Below are 16,794 nucleotides of genomic sequence, written 5' to 3' on the forward strand. Positions count from 1 at the left end.
GACCACCGACGTCTACGGGACCACCGGCGCTGAAGAGGGTTCACCGCCCGGCGGCTCCTCGCGTGGCCAGTGCTCCAGTGCGACGTGCAGGGCGTCCACGGCACGGTTCCATGACGTCCGTACGTCCCTGGAGGCGCCGAACGCTCCCGTGGCCTCCAGGGCGCAGTAGCCGTGGAAGGTGCTGCGCAGCAGGCGTACCGCGTCGGTGAGGTCGGGCTCCTCCAGGCCGTACGCGCGCAGCATTCCGTGGGTGACCTCGGCGGTGCGGGCGAAGGCGGGGGAGGTGGCCGCGAGGCTCTGGTCGATACGGATCTGGGTGGACGCGTATCGGCCGGGGTGCTCCAGGGCGTACGCGCGGTAGGCGTCGGCGAAGGCGGCCAGGGCGTCCTTGCCGGCGCGTCCCGCGACCGCGTCGGCGATGCGGTCGATCATCTCGCCGCCTGCGAGGAAGGCGATGCGGGTGCGTAGGTCGTGCAGGTTCTTGACGTGCGAGTACAGGCTCGCGTCCTTCACGCCGAAGCGTCTGGCCAGTGCGGAGAGGGAGATGTGCTCGAAGCCGACCTCGTCCGCGAGGTCGGCTGCCGCCGCGACGACGCGCTCGGCGGTGAGTCCGGCACGGGCCATGGGCGGCGGGCCCCTTTCCGGGGTGGCGGGTTCAGACGACCGAGCCAGAATAGCGATCATGCTCCCCGCGTGCCTCCACGACGGTCCTCGCCCCCGCCGCCCCTACCCTTCCCGTCCACGAACGGGGGCTCCGCCCCCTCCCCCCGGTTGCGCAGTTCCCCGCGCCCCTGGGCACGTAGGGGCGCGGGGAACTGCGCGATCCTTGAGGCCGGATCCCACCGGGCCGCAGGTGAGGGCGGTGGGTGGGATCAGCCGATCGGGGCGTACAGCACGCCCAGTTTGTCGATTTCCGTGCCCGCTCGGCCCGTGAAGCCCACGATCTGCCAGCCCGCCGGCGCCGTGTACGTCACCGTGTCCGACGTGGGCGTACCGGCCGACACCGTCCGGGACTTGTCCGTCGTGAAGGCCGCCGAGAAGATCCGGGTCCGGCCGTCCTTCTGGCCCTGTGTGAGCTTCACCGAGGTCAGGTGTTCGCCGGTGGCCAGGGTGAGGGACGCGGCCGTACCGCCCGTACCGCCGTGGGTCAGCGACGTACCGCCGTCGAGCGTGAGCGACACCGCGTCAAGCCGCGAGCCGCCGCGGAGTGTCAGCGTGCGCGGGGCGGGCGCGGCCGGAAGGTCGTCCGCGTCGTTGAACGCCGTGCCGTGCGGACCCCCGAAGAAGTCGCTCGCCCGGAGCTTCGCGGGCAGGGTCCAGGAGAAGTCGACCGTGTGCGGGAAGTGGTCGGAGAGGTTGCCGCCCGCCGAGTCCAGGAACTTCGCCCACTCGTTGCCGTAGCGGCTCGCGGAGAGGTTCACCAGGTCGCTGCCCCGGTAGAGGATCTTGTCGACCACCTCGCAGGAGTTGGTCGGCGCGGTCGTCGGGCAGACGAGCGCGTCGCTGCCCTGCGCGGGCGCGCTGCCGCCACGGACCAGCTGGACCCACGCGTCGGTCAGCCCGTTCTCGCTCGCGAGGGTGCGGATGTTGTCGCCCGAGCGGGTGTACCGGGTGTTGGTGTCACCCATGACGACGACCGCGTTGCCCGCCGAATTGGCCTGGACGAAGTCCGAGAGCTGCTCGATGTTGGCGCGCCGCGCGGCGAGGGCGTCGTCCGTGGAGTCGGCGTTCGTGTGCACGTTGTACACGTCGACGAAGACGCCCTCCGCGAGCCGGACGCGGGCCAGCGAAAAGCCCTTGGGCGTCAGGCAGTTGGTACCGGTGCAGTTGTTCCACCCCACCCGCTCGAAGTCCTCGAAGGTGTGGTCGGAGAGGGTGTTCAGGCCGTCGCCGAAGGGGACGCCGCCACTGGTCGCCGTGCGGTACGGGTGGTTGTCGCCCGCGTACAGCGCCGCGTGGTAGTTGAAGTCCTCCTGGACGTTCACGATGTCGTACGCGCCCAGCCGCGGCGCGAGCAGCGGGGTGTTCACCTCCGGATTGCCGGAGCTGAGCCCTTCGGGGAGACCCGCGACGTTGTACGTGAGGACGTTGAAGGTGCCGGAGGTGGGGGCCGCGGCAGCCGCCTGAGCGGGGGAGGTGGCGGCCGAGGTGAGCCCGGCGACGGCCAGCGTGCCGGCCAGCAGGGTGCCGATGAGTCTTCTCATGGTGGGGGATGCCTCCAGGCAACAGAGAAAACGGCGAGACAGAGAAAACGGCAAGACAGAGAAAACGGCAAGACAGAGAAAACGGCAAGACAGAGAAAACGGCGAGACAGAGATACGGAGAGACAGCGATACCGAGGAGTCAACTAGTCTGTCCTACAGGGGCAGTTGGGGGAACGGGGACGGCAGAGGCGAGCTGCCGTGCCGGAGTCGCCCGCAGCTCACCCCCACGTCGACCAGCGTTCATGTTTCACATCGAGTCTCCATAGCGCGCGACCGCACCGGCGGCGCCGGACACAGGAGGCCGACATGGGGCACGGACACAGTCACGGGCACGGACACGGGCATCACCACGGTCACGACCATGACCACGGTCACGACCACGGCAGCGCGCCCCTCCCCGCCGCCTTCGACACCTCCGTACCCGACGAGGCCCTGACCCCCGAGCAGCAGTCGCGCCGTTCCATGCTCCGCCGCGCGGGCCTGCTCGGCGCGGGTCTGGCCACCGTGGGCGCGTTCGGCGCGGCGGCGAGCGGAACGGCCGCCGCGCAGTCGTCGACCGGCGCCCGGAACTCCTCCGGTGGCCGCAAGGGCAACGGCTTCCTGTGGCTGGCCGGTGACCACCACATCCACACGCAGTACAGCAGCGACGGCAAGTACCGCGTCGTCGACCAGGTCCGCCAGGGCGCCAAGCACGGCATGGACTGGCTGGTCATCACGGACCACGGCAGCGCCGCGCACGCCAAGATCGGCGTCGACAAGGTCAACCCGGACATCAAGAGAGCCCGTGACGCGTACGAGGACACCCTCGTCTTCCAGGGCCTCGAATGGAACATCCCCGGCGCCGAGCACGGCACGGTCTTCGTGCACCCCGGCAAGAACGAGGTCTCCGTCCTCAAGCAGTTCGAGAACGACTACGACGGCAGCGTGAAGAACGCCTCCGACTCGACGCCCGCCAACGAGGCGCTCGCCGTCGCGGGTATCGCGTTCCTCGGCGAGCAGGTCCAGCGCCGCAAGGTCAAGGACGCGCTGATGCTCGCCAACCACCCGGCGCGCCGCGGTGTCGACTCCCCGCACGAGATCCGCGCCTGGCGCGACGCGACCTCCGCGCGCCACCAGATAGCCGTCGGCTTCGAGGGCGCCCCCGGCCACCAGGCCGCCGGCCTTCCCGCCCCCCTCGGCATGGGCCGGGCGCGCGGCATCTACGACAACAACCCGAGCGCCAACTCCTTCCCCGGCTACCCGCCGGAGAGCTACCGCACCTGGGGCGGCTTCGACTGGATGACGTCCACGGTCGGCGGCCTGTGGGACAGCCTGCTCGCCGAGGGCAAGGCCTGGTGGATCAGCGCCAACTCCGACTCCCACCAGGTGTACGCGGACACGGCCGCACGCGGTGGCGGCGACTTCAACACCGACGGCCGCTACGGCGACCCCGTCTACAACGGCCAGATCGACACCACGCAGGGTGACTACTGGCCCGGCCAGTACAGCAGGACCCACGTCGGCGCCGAGGACTTCTCGTACGCGGCCGTGATGGACGGCATCCGCGCCGGACGGGTCTGGGTCGACCACGGCCAGCTCATCAGCGGCCTCGACGTCCGGGTCTCCGGCGGCAGCCGCTGGGCGACCCTCGGTGGCGCGCTGCACGTCAAGAAGGGCACGAACGTCACGCTGACCGTCGACATCGCGCTCGCCCAGGACGCGAACTGGGCGGGATTCATTCCGAAGTTGGCCCGCGTCGACGTCATCCAGGGTGACGTGACCGGCCCCGCCGCCGACAAGGACACGCTCGTCGCGCCGACCACGAAGGTCGTCAAGTCGTACGAGGTCAACAAGACGACCGGCACGGTCCGGATCACGTACTCCCTCGGCCGCGTCGACCGCCCGCTGTACCTGCGCCTGCGCGGCTCGGACGGCAACCGGTCCGCCGTCGGCGCGCGCGGTGCCGCCGTGGACCCGGCGGGTCCCGCGATCGATGTCGTCGGCGACGCCGACCCGTGGAAGGACCTGTGGTTCTACTCCAACCCGGTCTGGGTCCTGCCCGCGTGACCCTTCCGCCCTACGTCACGACGGTCGACGCCGACGTACGCGAGCTGCGCGCGGCCGACCACCTGTTGCTGGAGCTGGCAGCCGAACTTGCCCTCCCCGAGGGTGCGTTCGGCTGCACGCACCTGGTATGCGGGGAGCGACCGAGGGTGGTCCTGTCGTTCGCCACGGCATCCGCGGACACCGCGCGACGCCTTGCGGCGAAGGGTTACGAGGTGACGGACGGCGCACCCGACGAGGTGGGTCGGGCCGTCCTCTACCCCGGCTCGGCCGAACTGACCGGCACGCTGACGATCGCGGAGCTGCTGGCTCGCTCCGCGATCGGCGGGGTGGTGGTGTTGGGCGCGCCCGGCGAGCCGCCGCCTTCGCAGCGGGTGGTGACCCGGGACCACGTAAGGCCGCAGTGGCAGGACGGTGAGCTGGTCCTGACGCTGCAACCGGCCGCGGGCGGGGTACTGGTCCCGTTCGAGGTCCCGGACCCTACGCCGTGCTGCGCGGACCACTGAGGTCGAGAACGAAGTCCGCCCAGGCGGCGGGGGAGAGGGCGAGCTGCGGCCCACGGGTGTTCTTGGAGTCACGGACGTGGATGGTGGCAGCGGGGCAGACGGCGACCTCGACGCAGTCGCCTTGACTGCCGCTGCTGTGCGTCGATTTGTGCCAGGCAGCGGCTACTTCGACGCAATCACCGGAGTCGTCGCCGCTGTAGCTGCTCTTGAACCAGGCCAGCTCCGTGGTGCTCATAGCGCTCCTCGCATCCGCTCCAACAGGCTCCGGGATTCGTCCGGAGTGAGTGCCTGTGATCGCAGTTTCGCATAGCGCATGTGCAGGACACTGATCGTTTTCGGACTGGCTACGAGCTGGCCGCTTTCCTGACCCTCGCAGTAGCCGAACCACTCGTTCTCCGGAGTTTCCAGCAACCGGATGGGGCCGTTGAGACCCGCGTGGACTGGGCGTGACATCGGCATCAACTGCAGCTCGACGTTCCGCAGTTCCGTGACAGCCAGAACATGGTCGATCAGCGCGCGAGTAACTTCGGGGCCGCCGGTACCCCGCAGGACGATGTGCTCTTCGATGATGAAGCTGAACACCGTGTTGGGCAGCTCGGTGAGCAGGCGTTGGCGCTCCGAACGAGCGGTGAGCTGGGCCTCGATCTGCGCGTCGGTCAGTACCGGCAGCCGTTCGTTGAACAGGGTCCGGGAGTACGCCTCCGTCTGAAGAAGCCCCGGCACCAGCCGGTTCTCAAATGTGTAGAGGCTGATCGCCTGCTCCTCCAGGTCCGCCCATTTGCGGAACCAGGACGCCAGCCCCGGTTGCCGCGTGGCGTACTTCGCTGCCGCCCGGAGCACTCCGAACGCGTCCAACACCTCCTCCGCGCGCTCGACATACACCCTCGGCGGCAGCCGTCTCCCCTGCTCGATCGACGCCACCGTCCCCGGCTGGTACCGCACGAGCGGTGCGAACTCCTCCTGCGTGAGCCCCGCCCGCTTGCGGAAAGCCTTGTGGACCAGACCGAACGTCTTCAAACTGTCCGACGGTTCGGGCTCGTTCGCCGTGCTGTTGGTCATGAACTCATGGTCACGGAAAGTCACTCCGACTGTCCACAGAGTGAACTCGTACGGAGTGCGGCGTACGAGTGTCGGTGCTGGTCGACCGCCCGGCCACCCGGGACCTTTGACCCATGCAAGGACACATCGGGGTCCAAGTCCCCGTCACCGTACGTACGTTCACCCAGCTCTTCAGCTGCACCCCGCGAGGGGCCCGGCTCGCCCGGCGGCTGGTCGCGAACCGGATGGACGTGTGGGGGCACGCGTACGACAGCGAGGCGAGCGAATCCGTCACCCTGGTCGTCGCCGAGCTGGCGGCCAACGCGGTGACGCACGGCCGGGTCAAGGGCCGCGACTTCCGCGTATGGCTGGTCATGCGGGCCGGCGAGGACACCGTACGGGTGGAGGTGGCCGACGCGCGCACCGAACGACTGCCCGTACTACGGGAGTCGCCCGGCCCCGGTGAGGAGGACGAGGGCGGTCGCGGCCTGCTCCTGGTCGACGCGCTGGCCGAACGCTGGGGGACGGGCCTCTGCGTGGGAGGGGCCTTCAAGACCGTGTGGGCGGACATCAGGGTGCCGCGTCCGTAGGAGCAGTCGGCTGGAACTGTGGTGAGGGTTCCAGCCGACGTCGCTCCCCCAAGAAGAAGGTAGGGGGGAGGGGGCGTGCGACGTCTCCATTGCCTGCCGGGGCCGTCGCCTCTTAGCGCCCCGGGAGAGCGGGTGACTGGCGGGTACAGCAATCAGTATACCGGTCAGATGCCCGGCGAGCAGGGAGCGGCCCCATGAACGGTGGCGCTTTACACGTACACCAGGCCAGTGTCGGGGAGTTGCAGACCGCCGCGTCGGCGGTCCTCGCTCCGCTGGCCGTGACGGCTCCGGATGCTGAGGGGCACGGGAGCGCGTTCCGGGCCGACATCGACGCGGCGGCGGTCGGGCGCGCCGCGGTGGCACGGATCAGAGGCTCGGCGCATCTGGTCCGGCGGTCGACCCGGGCGATCTCGTCCACGGACCCCGAACTGCTGAAGATCACCCTGCACGGGTCGGCCGAGCCTGCCGCGGTGGACCAGGGAGACACCCGGTCCCGTGCTCACCGGGGCGACTTCGTGGTGCTCGACATGACACGGCCGTATCGCATGGCCGTCCCCGACGGGTGTGACGTGCTGGCCGTCGGCATCTCCCGCACCGAACTGGGGCCGCACGCCACGGCGGTCGCCGACCGGGCCGCCCTGCGGCTGGCGGCCGGCAGCGGTGCGCAGGCCGTGTTCTCCGGGTTTCTGAGGGGACTCGGCACCCACCTCGACGAACTGGCCGGTCCCGCGCAGGCCCACGTGGGCGACGCCCTGGTGTCGCTCCTGATCGCCGCCTTCACCGAGACGGCGCCCGGCCGCGCGGACACGGCCACCGAACTGGTCGACCGCATCCGCGTCTACGCCCTCGCGAACATCTCCGACCCGTCCCTGTGCGTCGAGTCGGTCGCGGCGGCGCACGGCATCTCGGGCCGCCAGCTCCACCGGCTGTTCGCCCGGTCCGGGACCCCGTTCGCGGCCTGGCTGCGCGCCGAACGCCTCGGCCGCGTACGGCGCGACCTCCTCGACCCGGCCCATGACAGCCGTACGACCGCCGCCGTGGCCGCCCGCTGGGGTATCCACGACCCGCGCCACCTGGCCCGCGGCCTCAAGTCCCACTACGGCCGGACGGCCCGCGAACTGCGCCTGGACAGGTGACGGCGGCACAGCGGGAACGCGGAGCGGGCCGGGCCTTCCCCCGTGGAGGCCCGACCCGTGGTTCACACGTGACGCGGTACGCGTCCTACGACACGGGACCTACGGCTGGAGCGTGATCGAGTTGATCGGCGTCATGTTCTTGTCGATGAACCAGCCGCTCGGCAGGTTCCCCTCGCAGCCCGTGCCGTTGTAACCGGTGCAGGTGCTCATGGTCGCCCCACCGGTCTGGTTGTTGAAGATGCGGTACGTGCCGAACATGCCGCTCAGGTTGTGGGACCCGTAGTCGTAGTAGACGTGCGACGGCTGATCGTTGTTCCATCCGGCGCCCGGGTAGATGCAGACGTACCCGTCCTGACACCCGTGCTGCGTGGCGGCGCTGGCGGTGGTCGAGCCGACGGTGGTCAGTACACCGACTGCGAGTGACACGGCTGCCGCGGCCCTGGCGATCCTGCGCATGAAGAGTCCCCTCGTAACTGCGTGAGTGGTCGGGTTCGGCACTCACCGTAGGGAGGACCCGCGCGGCGCGTACCTGACAGATGTCAGGAGCGGACCGCCGCGGTGACGCCGGACGCGCTCAGCCCGCGCCGTGACGCCGGACGCGCTCAGCCCGCGTCGATCCTGTCGACGGCGAACTCGCCCCGGTCTGCACGCTGCCGTTGACGTGGCGGCGGGGAACACGCTCACCACCGCGCCCTCACCCGACTTCTCGGGGCGGAACAACCAGGACACTTCTGAGTCAGCGCGTGGCACGCGTGTCTTGGTCACCCCGGGTGCCCTGGGTGTCTTGAGTGCCATGGGCATCTTGAGTGCCCTGGGTGCCCTGGGTGCGGTCTTGGAGCGCCCGTTCCACGGCGTCCCGTACCCGCGCGTCCTCGCGCTCCTTGCGGCGGGTGCGGTTGCGGCGGCGCAGGATGTACGCGCCCGTGGCCCCGGCGAGCAGCACGACGATCAGCAGGACCAGGGTCCAGGGGATCGCCCAGCCCGTCGTCGTGGCCTCCACGGGCTTGAGGGATGTGGTCGAACCGGCCGCGTCCGTGATCGCGGGAGTGACCGTCGCCTTCGCGGTGAGGCGGACGGCGGGTGTGACCTCGTGGACCGGGACGGAGACCTTCCAGCGTTCGCCGGGAAGTAGTTCCGGGGCGGCGGCGATCTTCCCGGCGCGCGTCTCCGACGTACCGAAGGGGCCGGTCAGCGTGACCTTCTGGGCGCCGGAGAGCAGGGCGTTGCCCGTGTTGTGGAGCGTGTACGTGACCGTCGCGTCGCCCTGGCCGAAGGGGTTCGCCGTGCCCCGGTAGTCCACGTGCAGGTCCTCGACCGCGAGTGTGGGCTTCAGCGCGCCGCTGACCCGCAGCTTGATCCGGATGCCCAGGCGGCGGTCGACGGCGATGCCCTCGGTGTCGTCGGCCTGCTTGAGCGAGGTGAGGATGCCGCCCACATAGTCGCCGGGGGTGGCGTCGCGGGGGACGGCGACGGTGAAGGGGATCTCCGCCGTCCTGCCCGGCGCGATCCGCACGCTGGTCTTCGTGGCACGGACCCAGGCGCCGATGCCGAGGGACTTCTTCTCCCGTGTGAGGAGGTCGAGTTGGCCCTTCTCGGTGGTGTAGCCGTCGGCCGCGTACAGCGCCAGTGTGAGCGCGCTCCTGCTGCGGTTGGCGACCACCATGGCGTCCTTGACCTGGCTGCCGGGGTTGACGCTGTAGCTGAAGCTGGAGCGGTCGTCCCCGTACCCGTTCGCGGCCGTACGGACCGTCCAGGTCACGTCACCTTCGGCGGCCCGGGCCGGCCCCGTCGACGTACCGGCGAACGCGAGAGCCACCAGCAGCGCCAGGACCGCGTACCGCAGGAGCGTGTACCGCAGGATCCCGTGACGCGGGATGAGATGACTCGGGGCGGCGAACGCCGTCCGGCGGAGTGCTGGGGACATGTGCATGGCGGGGCTCTCCGGGCTTGGGTGGTGCTGGAAGGGGCGGGGCAGGCGGCCGGTGAGCCGATCGCCTGCCCCGCTGATGGAGCTGGTCAAACAGGTTGAGCGGGCTGAGCGGGTTGAGCGGGTCGCGCGGCGGTGATCAGCTGCTCAGCGCGGTGATCGTCAGGGTGGCGCGGTAGCCGCCCTTCCGGACGCTGTCCAAGATCTTGAGATCCAGGTCGGCGCCCAGCTTCGCCTTGCCGCGGGCGTGACCCTGGTCGGCCGAGCCGAGGCCGCGCGAGATCGACAGACCCTTGCCCTGGTCGTCGTAGCCCGAGGCCACCGAGGCACCGGCCTTGGCGCCCGCTCCCTGGTCGAGGAGGTACGGCGACCAGCCCAGGTAGGAGCCGGGGAACGTCTTGTCGGCGTCCTTGAAGTCGCTCACAGCGGCCGACACCGACCACGGCGAGAGCGAACGGCGGGAGTCCGTGACGAGGATCGGGTTGATCTTGCCGGAGGCGGTGAAGTGGTCACCGTTCTCCTCCTTGGCGGTACCCAGGTCCACCAGGCCGTTGTAGCCGTCGATGGTCCAGCCGAACTCGCCCGGGGCCGCGTTCGGCACGTTGACCTGGAGGGACTGGCCGTCACCGTTGTACGGGTGGACGCTCACCTTGTCGACGACCGAGCCGACGGGCTGGTCGGCGGTGGTGTTGTTGCACCAGTCGCCGTGCTCCACCTCGGAGTTGGGGGCCGCGCAGGTGCCGCTGCGGATGTTCTCGACGACGAGCTTCTCGTCGCGCACCTGCACCTTGACGTAGCTGCGGACGTGCTCCTGGTTCTGGACGGAGTTGTACCAGTAGCTGTCCGGGTTCAGCGGGTCGGCGCCGTTGCCCGCACCGCTCGTACCGCTGCTGTCGGGCTTGGTGATGTCGTAGTACTTCGAGCCCGAGGCCGAGTTGGCGGTCACGTACAGGACGCCGCCGGGACCGGGGTAGACGTCGGCCGCGCCGGGCTGCTCGTCCTTGTCGGCCTTCTCACCGTTCTTGATGAGGTAGCTGCGCGAATAGCTGTGGTCGTGACCCTGGAGGACGATGTCGACGCCGAGCTTGGAAAACGTTGTCGGGAAGTCGACGCGGCGCGCCTTGTTGTCGCCGTCCTTGGCGTGCGAGGCGGGGGAGTAGATCGAGTGGTGGTAGACGAGCACCTTCCACTTGGCCTCGGAGCCGTGCTGGTTGATGACGTCCGTGACGTACTTGGTGTGCGCCTCGTCACCGCCGCCGCCCTGCGAGGTGGCGTAGCTGTTGCTGTTCAGGTCGATGAACAGCACATCCTTGTAGATGTACCAGTAGTCACCGCCCGAGGTGTTGGAGGCGGGGTTGCCGTTCGAGTAGTACGCGCCCGAGCGGTCCGTGTTCGGCGTGGAGAAGTGCTGCTCGTACGCCTTGCCGCCGACGTCGTGGTTGCCGATGGTCGCCGCGAACGGCACCTGGCGCAGCTGGTCGGGGGCGAGGAACGCGTTCCACTGGGACTCGTTGTTCGCGCTCTCGACCTGGTCGCCGCCGGAGACGAGGAGTTCGGCGTCCTTGTTGGCCTTGGTGGCCACGTCGAGGGTGTCCTGCCAGCCCGCCTGGTCCTTCGCCGTGTCGCCGGAGGAGCCGATCTGCGGGTCGCCGAGGAAGAGGAAGTCGTACTCGCCCTCGAAGTCCTGCGTGCGGAACGCGTACGCGGTCGACCAGTTGCCCTCACTGCCGACGCGATAGGAGTACGCGGTGTTCTCCTTGAGGCCGGTGATGGTGGCGTGGCGGTTGTAGCCGCCGCTGGTTGCGATGTTGGCGCCGCCCAGCGCGTCGAACGTGGCGGCGTCGGCGGGGAACTCGCCCGCGGTCACCAGCGCGGTGGGCGCGACCTGGATCTTCTGGGTGGTGTCGGCGGAGGAGTACCAGCTGACGGTCCGCTGGGTCTCGTCGGCGCCGACACCGAGGACGATGCCGGTGAGGGTGGCTGAGTCGGCGGCGACCGCGGGATTCGTGAGTCCGCCACCGCCGAGGGCCAGGATCAGGCCCACGGATGCCGCGACGGCGGTGCCCGCCACGCGGCGCCGCACCGGTCTTCCGGCCGGTGCGAAGAGCTTTGTTCTCATGACGTGTCGTTTCTTCTGTTCTGCCGTGTGCGTGCGGTGTGCACGCAATGGAGATCGTCAAGCTTTCGGTGCCAGGTGAACCCCGCATAAATGTGGTCGCGGGGTCTGCTGAACATCCAGGTGAGCGGGGTGCGGGGGAGTCGGGTGGGCTCTCACAGGCCGAACGTGCGCTGGACGAACCAGATCAGCCCCATGGCGGCGACGCCCGCGCTGATCGTGCCGGTCGCCCACAGGCCCGCCCGGCGGGAGCGCCGCCGCAGCAGGAGCAGCAGCGGGAACACCACGGCGATGATGGCCAACTGCACTGCCTCGATACCGATGTTGAAGACGAGCAGCGACCACAGCAGGGTCCACGACCAGGCGGCGTCGATCCCGAGCGCTCCGGCGAAGCCCAGCCCGTGGACGAGGCCGAAACAGAACACGACACCCAGCCGCGTCCACCCGGCGCGGTCCAGCGCGAAGTGGCTGCCACCTCCGTCGCCACGGCCGCCGTCCGGCACCGGCACCGGCAGGTCGGTGACGTGCACACCGCGCTGCCGGATCCGCCACAGATGCCAGCCGGCGACCACGGCGATGGACAGCGCGATGACAGGTTCCACGACGCTCCCCGGCACGTCCACCAGGCCGAGCGCGGCCAGCAGGAACGTCACCGAGTGCGCCAGCGTGAAGCTGGTGGCCGCCAGGACGATCTCGCGCGGTCGCCGCGATCCGGCGATCAGCGCGAGCAGGAACAGGATGTGGTCGACGCCGGTCAGCAGGTGTTCGGCGCCCAGACGGAAGAACTCCCAGAACCGCTCGGTCCAGGACTGGCCGAGGGAGAACGACGGATGGGCCGCGTCCAGGACCGCGCTGCCGGTACGACCGCCGACGTCGTACGTGGCGATGGTCTTGGTGCCCTTGACGTACTCCTCGGAGTCCGGGAAGAGCCCGCTGCGGATCTCGTGGTCGACGGTGACGTGGCTGTCGCCGCCGCCCGCACAGGTCCAGTCGAGGGTGAGGAGGGCGTAGGGCACGCCTTCCTCGCGGCCCATGCGGAAGCCGCCGGCCGGGGCGGGTCGGCAGGCTTCTTCTCCCGCGGTGACCGTGAAGCGCCGGGTGACGTAGTCGACGGCCGTCGCATGGTGGGCGTCGAGTGCCGCGGCCTGCGCGTCGGCGTCCCCGGCGTCGAACGCCTCGGTCCCGGCACGGAAGAGCGGGTCGTCGTGTCCGGCGTCGGCGGCGGACACCACCAGGAGGTCGTACTCCAGCTTCAGCTCGGTCCGCAGCCGGTCGTCGTCGCCGTCGGTGACACGGACGTACACGGTCGAGGTGAAGCCGTGGGCCGCGGCGGGTCGGCCGAGGCCGAGCAGGATGAGGAACACCGCCGCGGCCAGAACGGTCAGGGGGCGGCGCACAGGGTGTGACATGGGGCTCCTTGAGGTTGCCCGTGCACCGTCCTGGTCGAGGGTGAATCGACGGGGGCCGTTCGGCGAACCGTGGGGGAACACCTGCTCGATCACGGCTGAGCGGATGGAGATGCTGGTCAGCGGGGGCGCAGGATGTGGGCGTACCCGCCCCTGTCACGCCCTGTCACGGAGGACGATCCTCTTGCGCCGCCCGCTCCTGGCCGCCACCGCCCTGGCCGCGGCCGTCGTCCTCGCCACCGCCGTCGTCACCGGATGCGGGGGCGACGGCGACGACTGGTCGCAGCCGCATCCGCGGCCCTCCGCCGTCGGCGCGCTGGGCGCGGGGTTCGTCGACCCGGCCGCCTCACCCGCGCCGGAGGCGACGATCACCCCGCGGCCCGGCTCCTGGTCCGGAGTACGGCCCTCCGAGGGCTACCGGGTCGTCCTGCTGACAGCGGGCGACGACCGGCCGACGAAGGCGCTGGTGACCGCGGTACGGGACTGGGCCGACCGCGAACAGGTGGACCTGCGCACCGAGACCGTGACCGACCCCGCCGACATGGTGCACGCCGCGGACCGGGCGATCGCGATGAAGCCCGACCTCGTCGTCAGCGCCGGCAACGACTTGATCGACGCGCTGGCGACGGTCACCCCGAACCACCTCTCCCAGCAGTTCCTCGTGGTGGGCGCGGAACTGGCCGAGCCCACCCACAACGTGACCGCGGTCGACTGGTCCGGAGCGTCGTTCCGCGGCGAGGGCCTGGGCATGTCCTCGACCTACGATCCCGCGTCGTTCACGGCGGCCCGCTGCGCGGCGGCGGTCCGGGCGGGCACGGCGGCCGTGCTCTCCGGCTGGACGGGGATCGTGGTCTGGGTGGACGACTTCTAGCCGTTGATCTCGTTGATCTCGTTGGTCTCGGAGAACACGAACGAGAACTCGGTCGGCCGCACCGGCAGGAGGTACTGCGGCAACGGACCCGGGCCGCAGGACTGTGAGCCGATGCCCTGCTGGCCGTGGTCGAGGTTGACCCACACCGTGTCGCCGGGTGTCAGGTCGGTGAGGTGGTTCGCGGCGTCCAACTGCTCGCTCGTCCAGCGGCGGGCCGTCAACCAGAACTCCGCCCCGCCCTCGACGCGCAGGGCCGGGAAGTCCGGCCCCCGGCCGAGCTCCGCCCAGCGGACACCGGCCCGGGCGCCGTTCTCCTGCGGCCGGACGTACGGCGTCTGCAGGTCGTCCACCGTGGACTCCCAACGGCCCAGCATCGCGGCCGAGCCGGTGTCCGGGTACGCCTCGCCGGGCCCACCGCCGTGCCACCTCACCCGGTCGGCCGCGGTCAGTCCGAGGCGAATGCCCAGGCGCGGCAGCGACACCTGGTGCCAGTCGCCTTCCGGTGTCACCGACACGGTCAGCTTCAGCCTCGGCCCGTCGGAGGTCCACCGGTAGACCGTGCGCAGCGCCAGATCCGCCGCGGCCGGCGCCACCCGGGTGCGTACCGTCAGCGCGTCGTCGCTCAACTCCACGGCGTCCAGGCGGTGTTGCATCCGGTGCAGGCCGAGCTTGCGCCAGAGCGGACCGTGGCGCAGATCCGGCTGCCAGGGCGCGCCCTCGTCGTTGTCGGTCGGGGCCCGCCACACGTCCAGCTTCAGATCGCTGACGTCGATCCCGCCGACGGTCACCAACTCACCCGTGCGGGCGCTGAACACGGCCGGTCCGAGCGTGATGCCTCCCCGGCCGTCGAGGGCGGGGCGACGGCGGGCCGTCACACCGATCGACTGCCGGGGCGCGCACCACAGTTGGACCCACGCCACCACATGCCCCTTCGGCGCCCAGGCCGTGTCCCCGGCGAGCACCGCCCGGACCGTCCACCTGGTCTCCGTCCCGCGCACGTCCACCGGCGGCTCCGGCAGCTTCACATCGGCGGAGTCGCCCGGCGCGAGCGCGGGCACGGTCAGGGTGCCCGTCCCCACCGACTCACCGTCGACGTCGTACGACCAGGTGAAGGCCAGCGCCGACAGGTCCGCGAAGTCGTACCGGTTGGTGATGCGGACGACGCCTTCGACGCCGTCGCCCTCCATGCGGACCGGCTCGACGACCTTCTTGTACTCCAGGAGACCGGGGGAGGGGGTGCGGTCGGGGAAGAGCAGCCCGTCGCAGACGAAGTTCCCGTCGTGCAGCTCCTCGCCGAAGTCACCGCCGTACGCGAACCCGTACCGCTCGTCCTTGACGCCGTGGTCGATCCACTCCCAGACGAAGCCGCCCTGGATGCGGTCGTGCGCCTCGAAGAGGCGCTGGTAGTCCGCGAGTCCGCCAGGCCCGTTGCCCATGGCGTGCGCGTACTCGCAGTGGATGAAGGGGAGTTGGCGCCGTTTGACCGGGCCGCCGTCCAGGCCGCGGCCGATCCGGTCGACCTCCGCGTGGTCCGCGTACATCCGCGAGTACACGTCCGTGTCGCGGCAGTTCCAGTCGCCCTCGTAGTGGATGAGCCGCGAGCCGTCCCGGCCGCGGATCCACTCGGCCATCGAGGTCAGCCCGCGCCCGGTGCCCGCCTCGTTGCCCAGCGACCAGATGACGACCGAGGGGTGGTTCTTGTCGCGCTCGACCATGCGGGCCGCCCGGTCCAGGAGCGCCGGGGTCCAGCGGTCGTCGTCCACCGGGTTGTCGCGCCAGCCCTGCTCGGTGAAGCCGTGGGTCTCCAGGTCGCACTCGTCGATCACCCACAGCCCGTACTCGTCGCACAGGTCGAGGAAGGCCGGGTGCGGCGGGTAGTGCGAGGTGCGCACCGCGTTCACGTTGTGCCGCTTCATCAGCAGCACGTCCTCGCGCATGGTCTCCAGGTCCAGGGCGCGGCCGTGCTCGGGGTGCCACTCGTGCCGGTTGACCCCCTTGAAGAGCAGCGGCCTGCCGTTGACCTTGATCAGCCCGTCCTCCAGGGCGACCGTACGGAACCCGATCCGCAGCGGGATCCGCTCCCCGGGCACGACCAGCACGGCGTCGTACAGGTACGGCGTCTCGGCCGTCCACGGCCGTACGGGCACCGTGATGACCTGTCCGGTCTCGACATCGATGTCCAGGCCCGGTACGAGGATCCGCCCCTCCACGTCGGAGTCGACGCGCAGGGTCCCGGTGCCCTCGCGGTGGTCGTAGGAGGCGTGCACGAAGAAGTCGCGCGCGCTGCCCGCGGGCCGGTGCAGCAGTGTGACGTCCCGGAAGATGCCGGGCAGCCACCACTGGTCCTGGTCCTCCAGGTACGAACCCGCCGACCACTGGTGGACCCGCACCGCCAGTACGTTCCCGGTGGGCCGCAGCAGGTGCCCGACCGCGAACTCGTGCGGCAGGCGCGAGCCCTTGAACTCGCCGAGGACCGTCCCGTTCAGCCACACCCGGGCGCAGGACTCGACGCCGTCGAAACGCAGGACCGCGCTGTCGGTCCCGCCCGCGTCCGCGCCCTTCGCCAGGAGCGTGGGCCAGTCGTCCGGCAGGTCGAAGAACCGCAGATGGTCCCCGGTGGGGTTCTCCGTCGGCACCCTCGGCGGATCCACGGGGAAGGGATAGCGGTGATTGGTGTAGATCGGCGCACCGAACTCCCGGTCACCGCTGCCCTGGAGGACCCAGTGCCCGGGTACCGCGACCTCCGCCCAGCCCCCGGAGTCGTACCCCTGCCCGGCGAAGGAGTCGTCCTCGGCGTCGGCCGTCGCCGACAGACGGATACGCCAACTGCCTTTCAACGAGAGGGAGGCGGCGTCGGAGGACGCGTACCACGCGCGGGGCGGCAGCGTGCCGCTCCCGGGCGAGACGTCCTCGACATAGTCGGCGCCGGGGGAACCGGTGGTGCGGAAAGACATCGT

The 16,794-nt window shown here is 70.4% G+C and carries 14 protein-coding genes; 5 read left to right on the forward strand and 9 right to left on the reverse strand.

Annotated features, from left to right (window positions below; genetic code table 11):
• Positions 1 to 12: 12 nt before the first annotated feature.
• Together IE278_RS09670 and IE278_RS09675 are read right to left on the reverse strand one after the other, a co-directional pair.
• Positions 13 to 624, reverse strand: coding sequence for a TetR-like C-terminal domain-containing protein (locus IE278_RS09670; protein ID WP_189770755.1), 612 nt, complete (start codon positions 622 to 624; stop codon positions 13 to 15).
• A 248-nt stretch (positions 625 to 872) separates the two neighbouring features.
• The gene (locus IE278_RS09675) at positions 873 to 2,204 is read right to left on the reverse strand and encodes a jacalin-like lectin (RefSeq protein ID WP_189770756.1); all 1,332 of its coding nucleotides are present in this window, start codon (positions 2,202 to 2,204) and stop codon (positions 873 to 875) included.
• A 306-nt stretch (positions 2,205 to 2,510) separates the two neighbouring features.
• Here IE278_RS09675 and IE278_RS09680 point away from each other — a divergent pair, with 306 nt between their 5' ends.
• Positions 2,511 to 4,250: a PHP domain-containing protein gene (locus IE278_RS09680; RefSeq protein WP_189770757.1), complete on the forward strand. Its 1,740-nt coding sequence runs from the start codon at positions 2,511 to 2,513 to the stop codon at positions 4,248 to 4,250.
• Positions 4,247 to 4,753, forward strand: coding sequence for a hypothetical protein (locus tag IE278_RS09685; RefSeq protein WP_189770758.1), 507 nt, complete (start codon positions 4,247 to 4,249; stop codon positions 4,751 to 4,753). The genes IE278_RS09680 and IE278_RS09685 overlap by 4 nt, the downstream gene beginning before the upstream one ends.
• On the opposite strand, the gene IE278_RS09690 is transcribed toward IE278_RS09685, so the two are convergent.
• Positions 4,728 to 4,988: a DUF397 domain-containing protein gene (locus IE278_RS09690; RefSeq protein WP_189770760.1), complete on the reverse strand. Its 261-nt coding sequence runs from the start codon at positions 4,986 to 4,988 to the stop codon at positions 4,728 to 4,730. The two genes, IE278_RS09685 and IE278_RS09690, sit on opposite strands and share 26 nt — an antisense overlap.
• A complete protein-coding gene (locus IE278_RS09695) occupies positions 4,985 to 5,812 on the reverse strand; it encodes a helix-turn-helix domain-containing protein (RefSeq protein ID WP_189770763.1) in 828 nt (275 codons plus the stop codon). Before IE278_RS09695 ends, IE278_RS09690 begins: the two co-directional genes overlap by 4 nt.
• 113 nt (positions 5,813 to 5,925) lie before the next feature.
• On the opposite strand from IE278_RS09695, the gene IE278_RS09700 reads away from it, so the two are divergent.
• On the forward strand, positions 5,926 to 6,381 hold the full coding sequence (locus IE278_RS09700) for an ATP-binding protein (protein ID WP_189770764.1): 456 nt from the start codon (positions 5,926 to 5,928) through the stop codon (positions 6,379 to 6,381).
• Positions 6,382 to 6,575: 194 nt separating this feature from the next.
• Complete coding sequence (locus tag IE278_RS09705) at positions 6,576 to 7,517, forward strand: AraC family transcriptional regulator (protein WP_189770765.1); 942 nt, start codon at positions 6,576 to 6,578, stop codon at positions 7,515 to 7,517.
• A 99-nt stretch (positions 7,518 to 7,616) separates the two neighbouring features.
• Here the strand turns inward: IE278_RS09705 and IE278_RS09710 are convergent, their stop codons facing one another.
• From IE278_RS09710 to IE278_RS09725, 4 genes are all read right to left on the reverse strand, one after another.
• Positions 7,617 to 7,973 (reverse strand): hypothetical protein, encoded by a 357-nt coding sequence (locus tag IE278_RS09710; protein WP_189770766.1) that lies wholly within the window; start codon positions 7,971 to 7,973, stop codon positions 7,617 to 7,619.
• A 280-nt stretch (positions 7,974 to 8,253) separates the two neighbouring features.
• Positions 8,254 to 9,441 carry a COG1470 family protein gene (locus IE278_RS09715; protein ID WP_189770767.1) on the reverse strand — a complete coding sequence of 396 codons (1,188 nt, stop codon included), beginning with the start codon at positions 9,439 to 9,441 and terminating at the stop codon, positions 8,254 to 8,256.
• Between the two features lie 142 nt (positions 9,442 to 9,583).
• Positions 9,584 to 11,563 carry a purple acid phosphatase family protein gene (locus IE278_RS09720; RefSeq protein ID WP_189770768.1) on the reverse strand — a complete coding sequence of 660 codons (1,980 nt, stop codon included), beginning with the start codon at positions 11,561 to 11,563 and terminating at the stop codon, positions 9,584 to 9,586.
• A 152-nt stretch (positions 11,564 to 11,715) separates the two neighbouring features.
• Complete coding sequence (locus tag IE278_RS09725) at positions 11,716 to 12,969, reverse strand: HupE/UreJ family protein (protein WP_189770769.1); 1,254 nt, start codon at positions 12,967 to 12,969, stop codon at positions 11,716 to 11,718.
• 181 nt (positions 12,970 to 13,150) lie between these two features.
• On the opposite strand from IE278_RS09725, the gene IE278_RS09730 reads away from it, so the two are divergent.
• A complete protein-coding gene (locus IE278_RS09730) occupies positions 13,151 to 13,837 on the forward strand; it encodes a type 1 periplasmic-binding domain-containing protein (RefSeq protein WP_189770771.1) in 687 nt (228 codons plus the stop codon).
• Here IE278_RS09730 and IE278_RS09735 read toward each other — a convergent pair.
• The gene (locus IE278_RS09735; protein WP_189770773.1) at positions 13,834 to 16,791 is read right to left on the reverse strand and encodes a glycoside hydrolase family 2 TIM barrel-domain containing protein; all 2,958 of its coding nucleotides are present in this window, start codon (positions 16,789 to 16,791) and stop codon (positions 13,834 to 13,836) included. The genes IE278_RS09730 and IE278_RS09735 overlap by 4 nt on opposite strands.
• Between the last annotated feature and the right edge of the window lie 3 nt (positions 16,792 to 16,794).

Origin of the sequence: Streptomyces tauricus, from assembly GCF_014650955.1 — a bacterium.
Classification (GTDB): domain Bacteria; phylum Actinomycetota; class Actinomycetes; order Streptomycetales; family Streptomycetaceae; genus Streptomyces; species Streptomyces tauricus.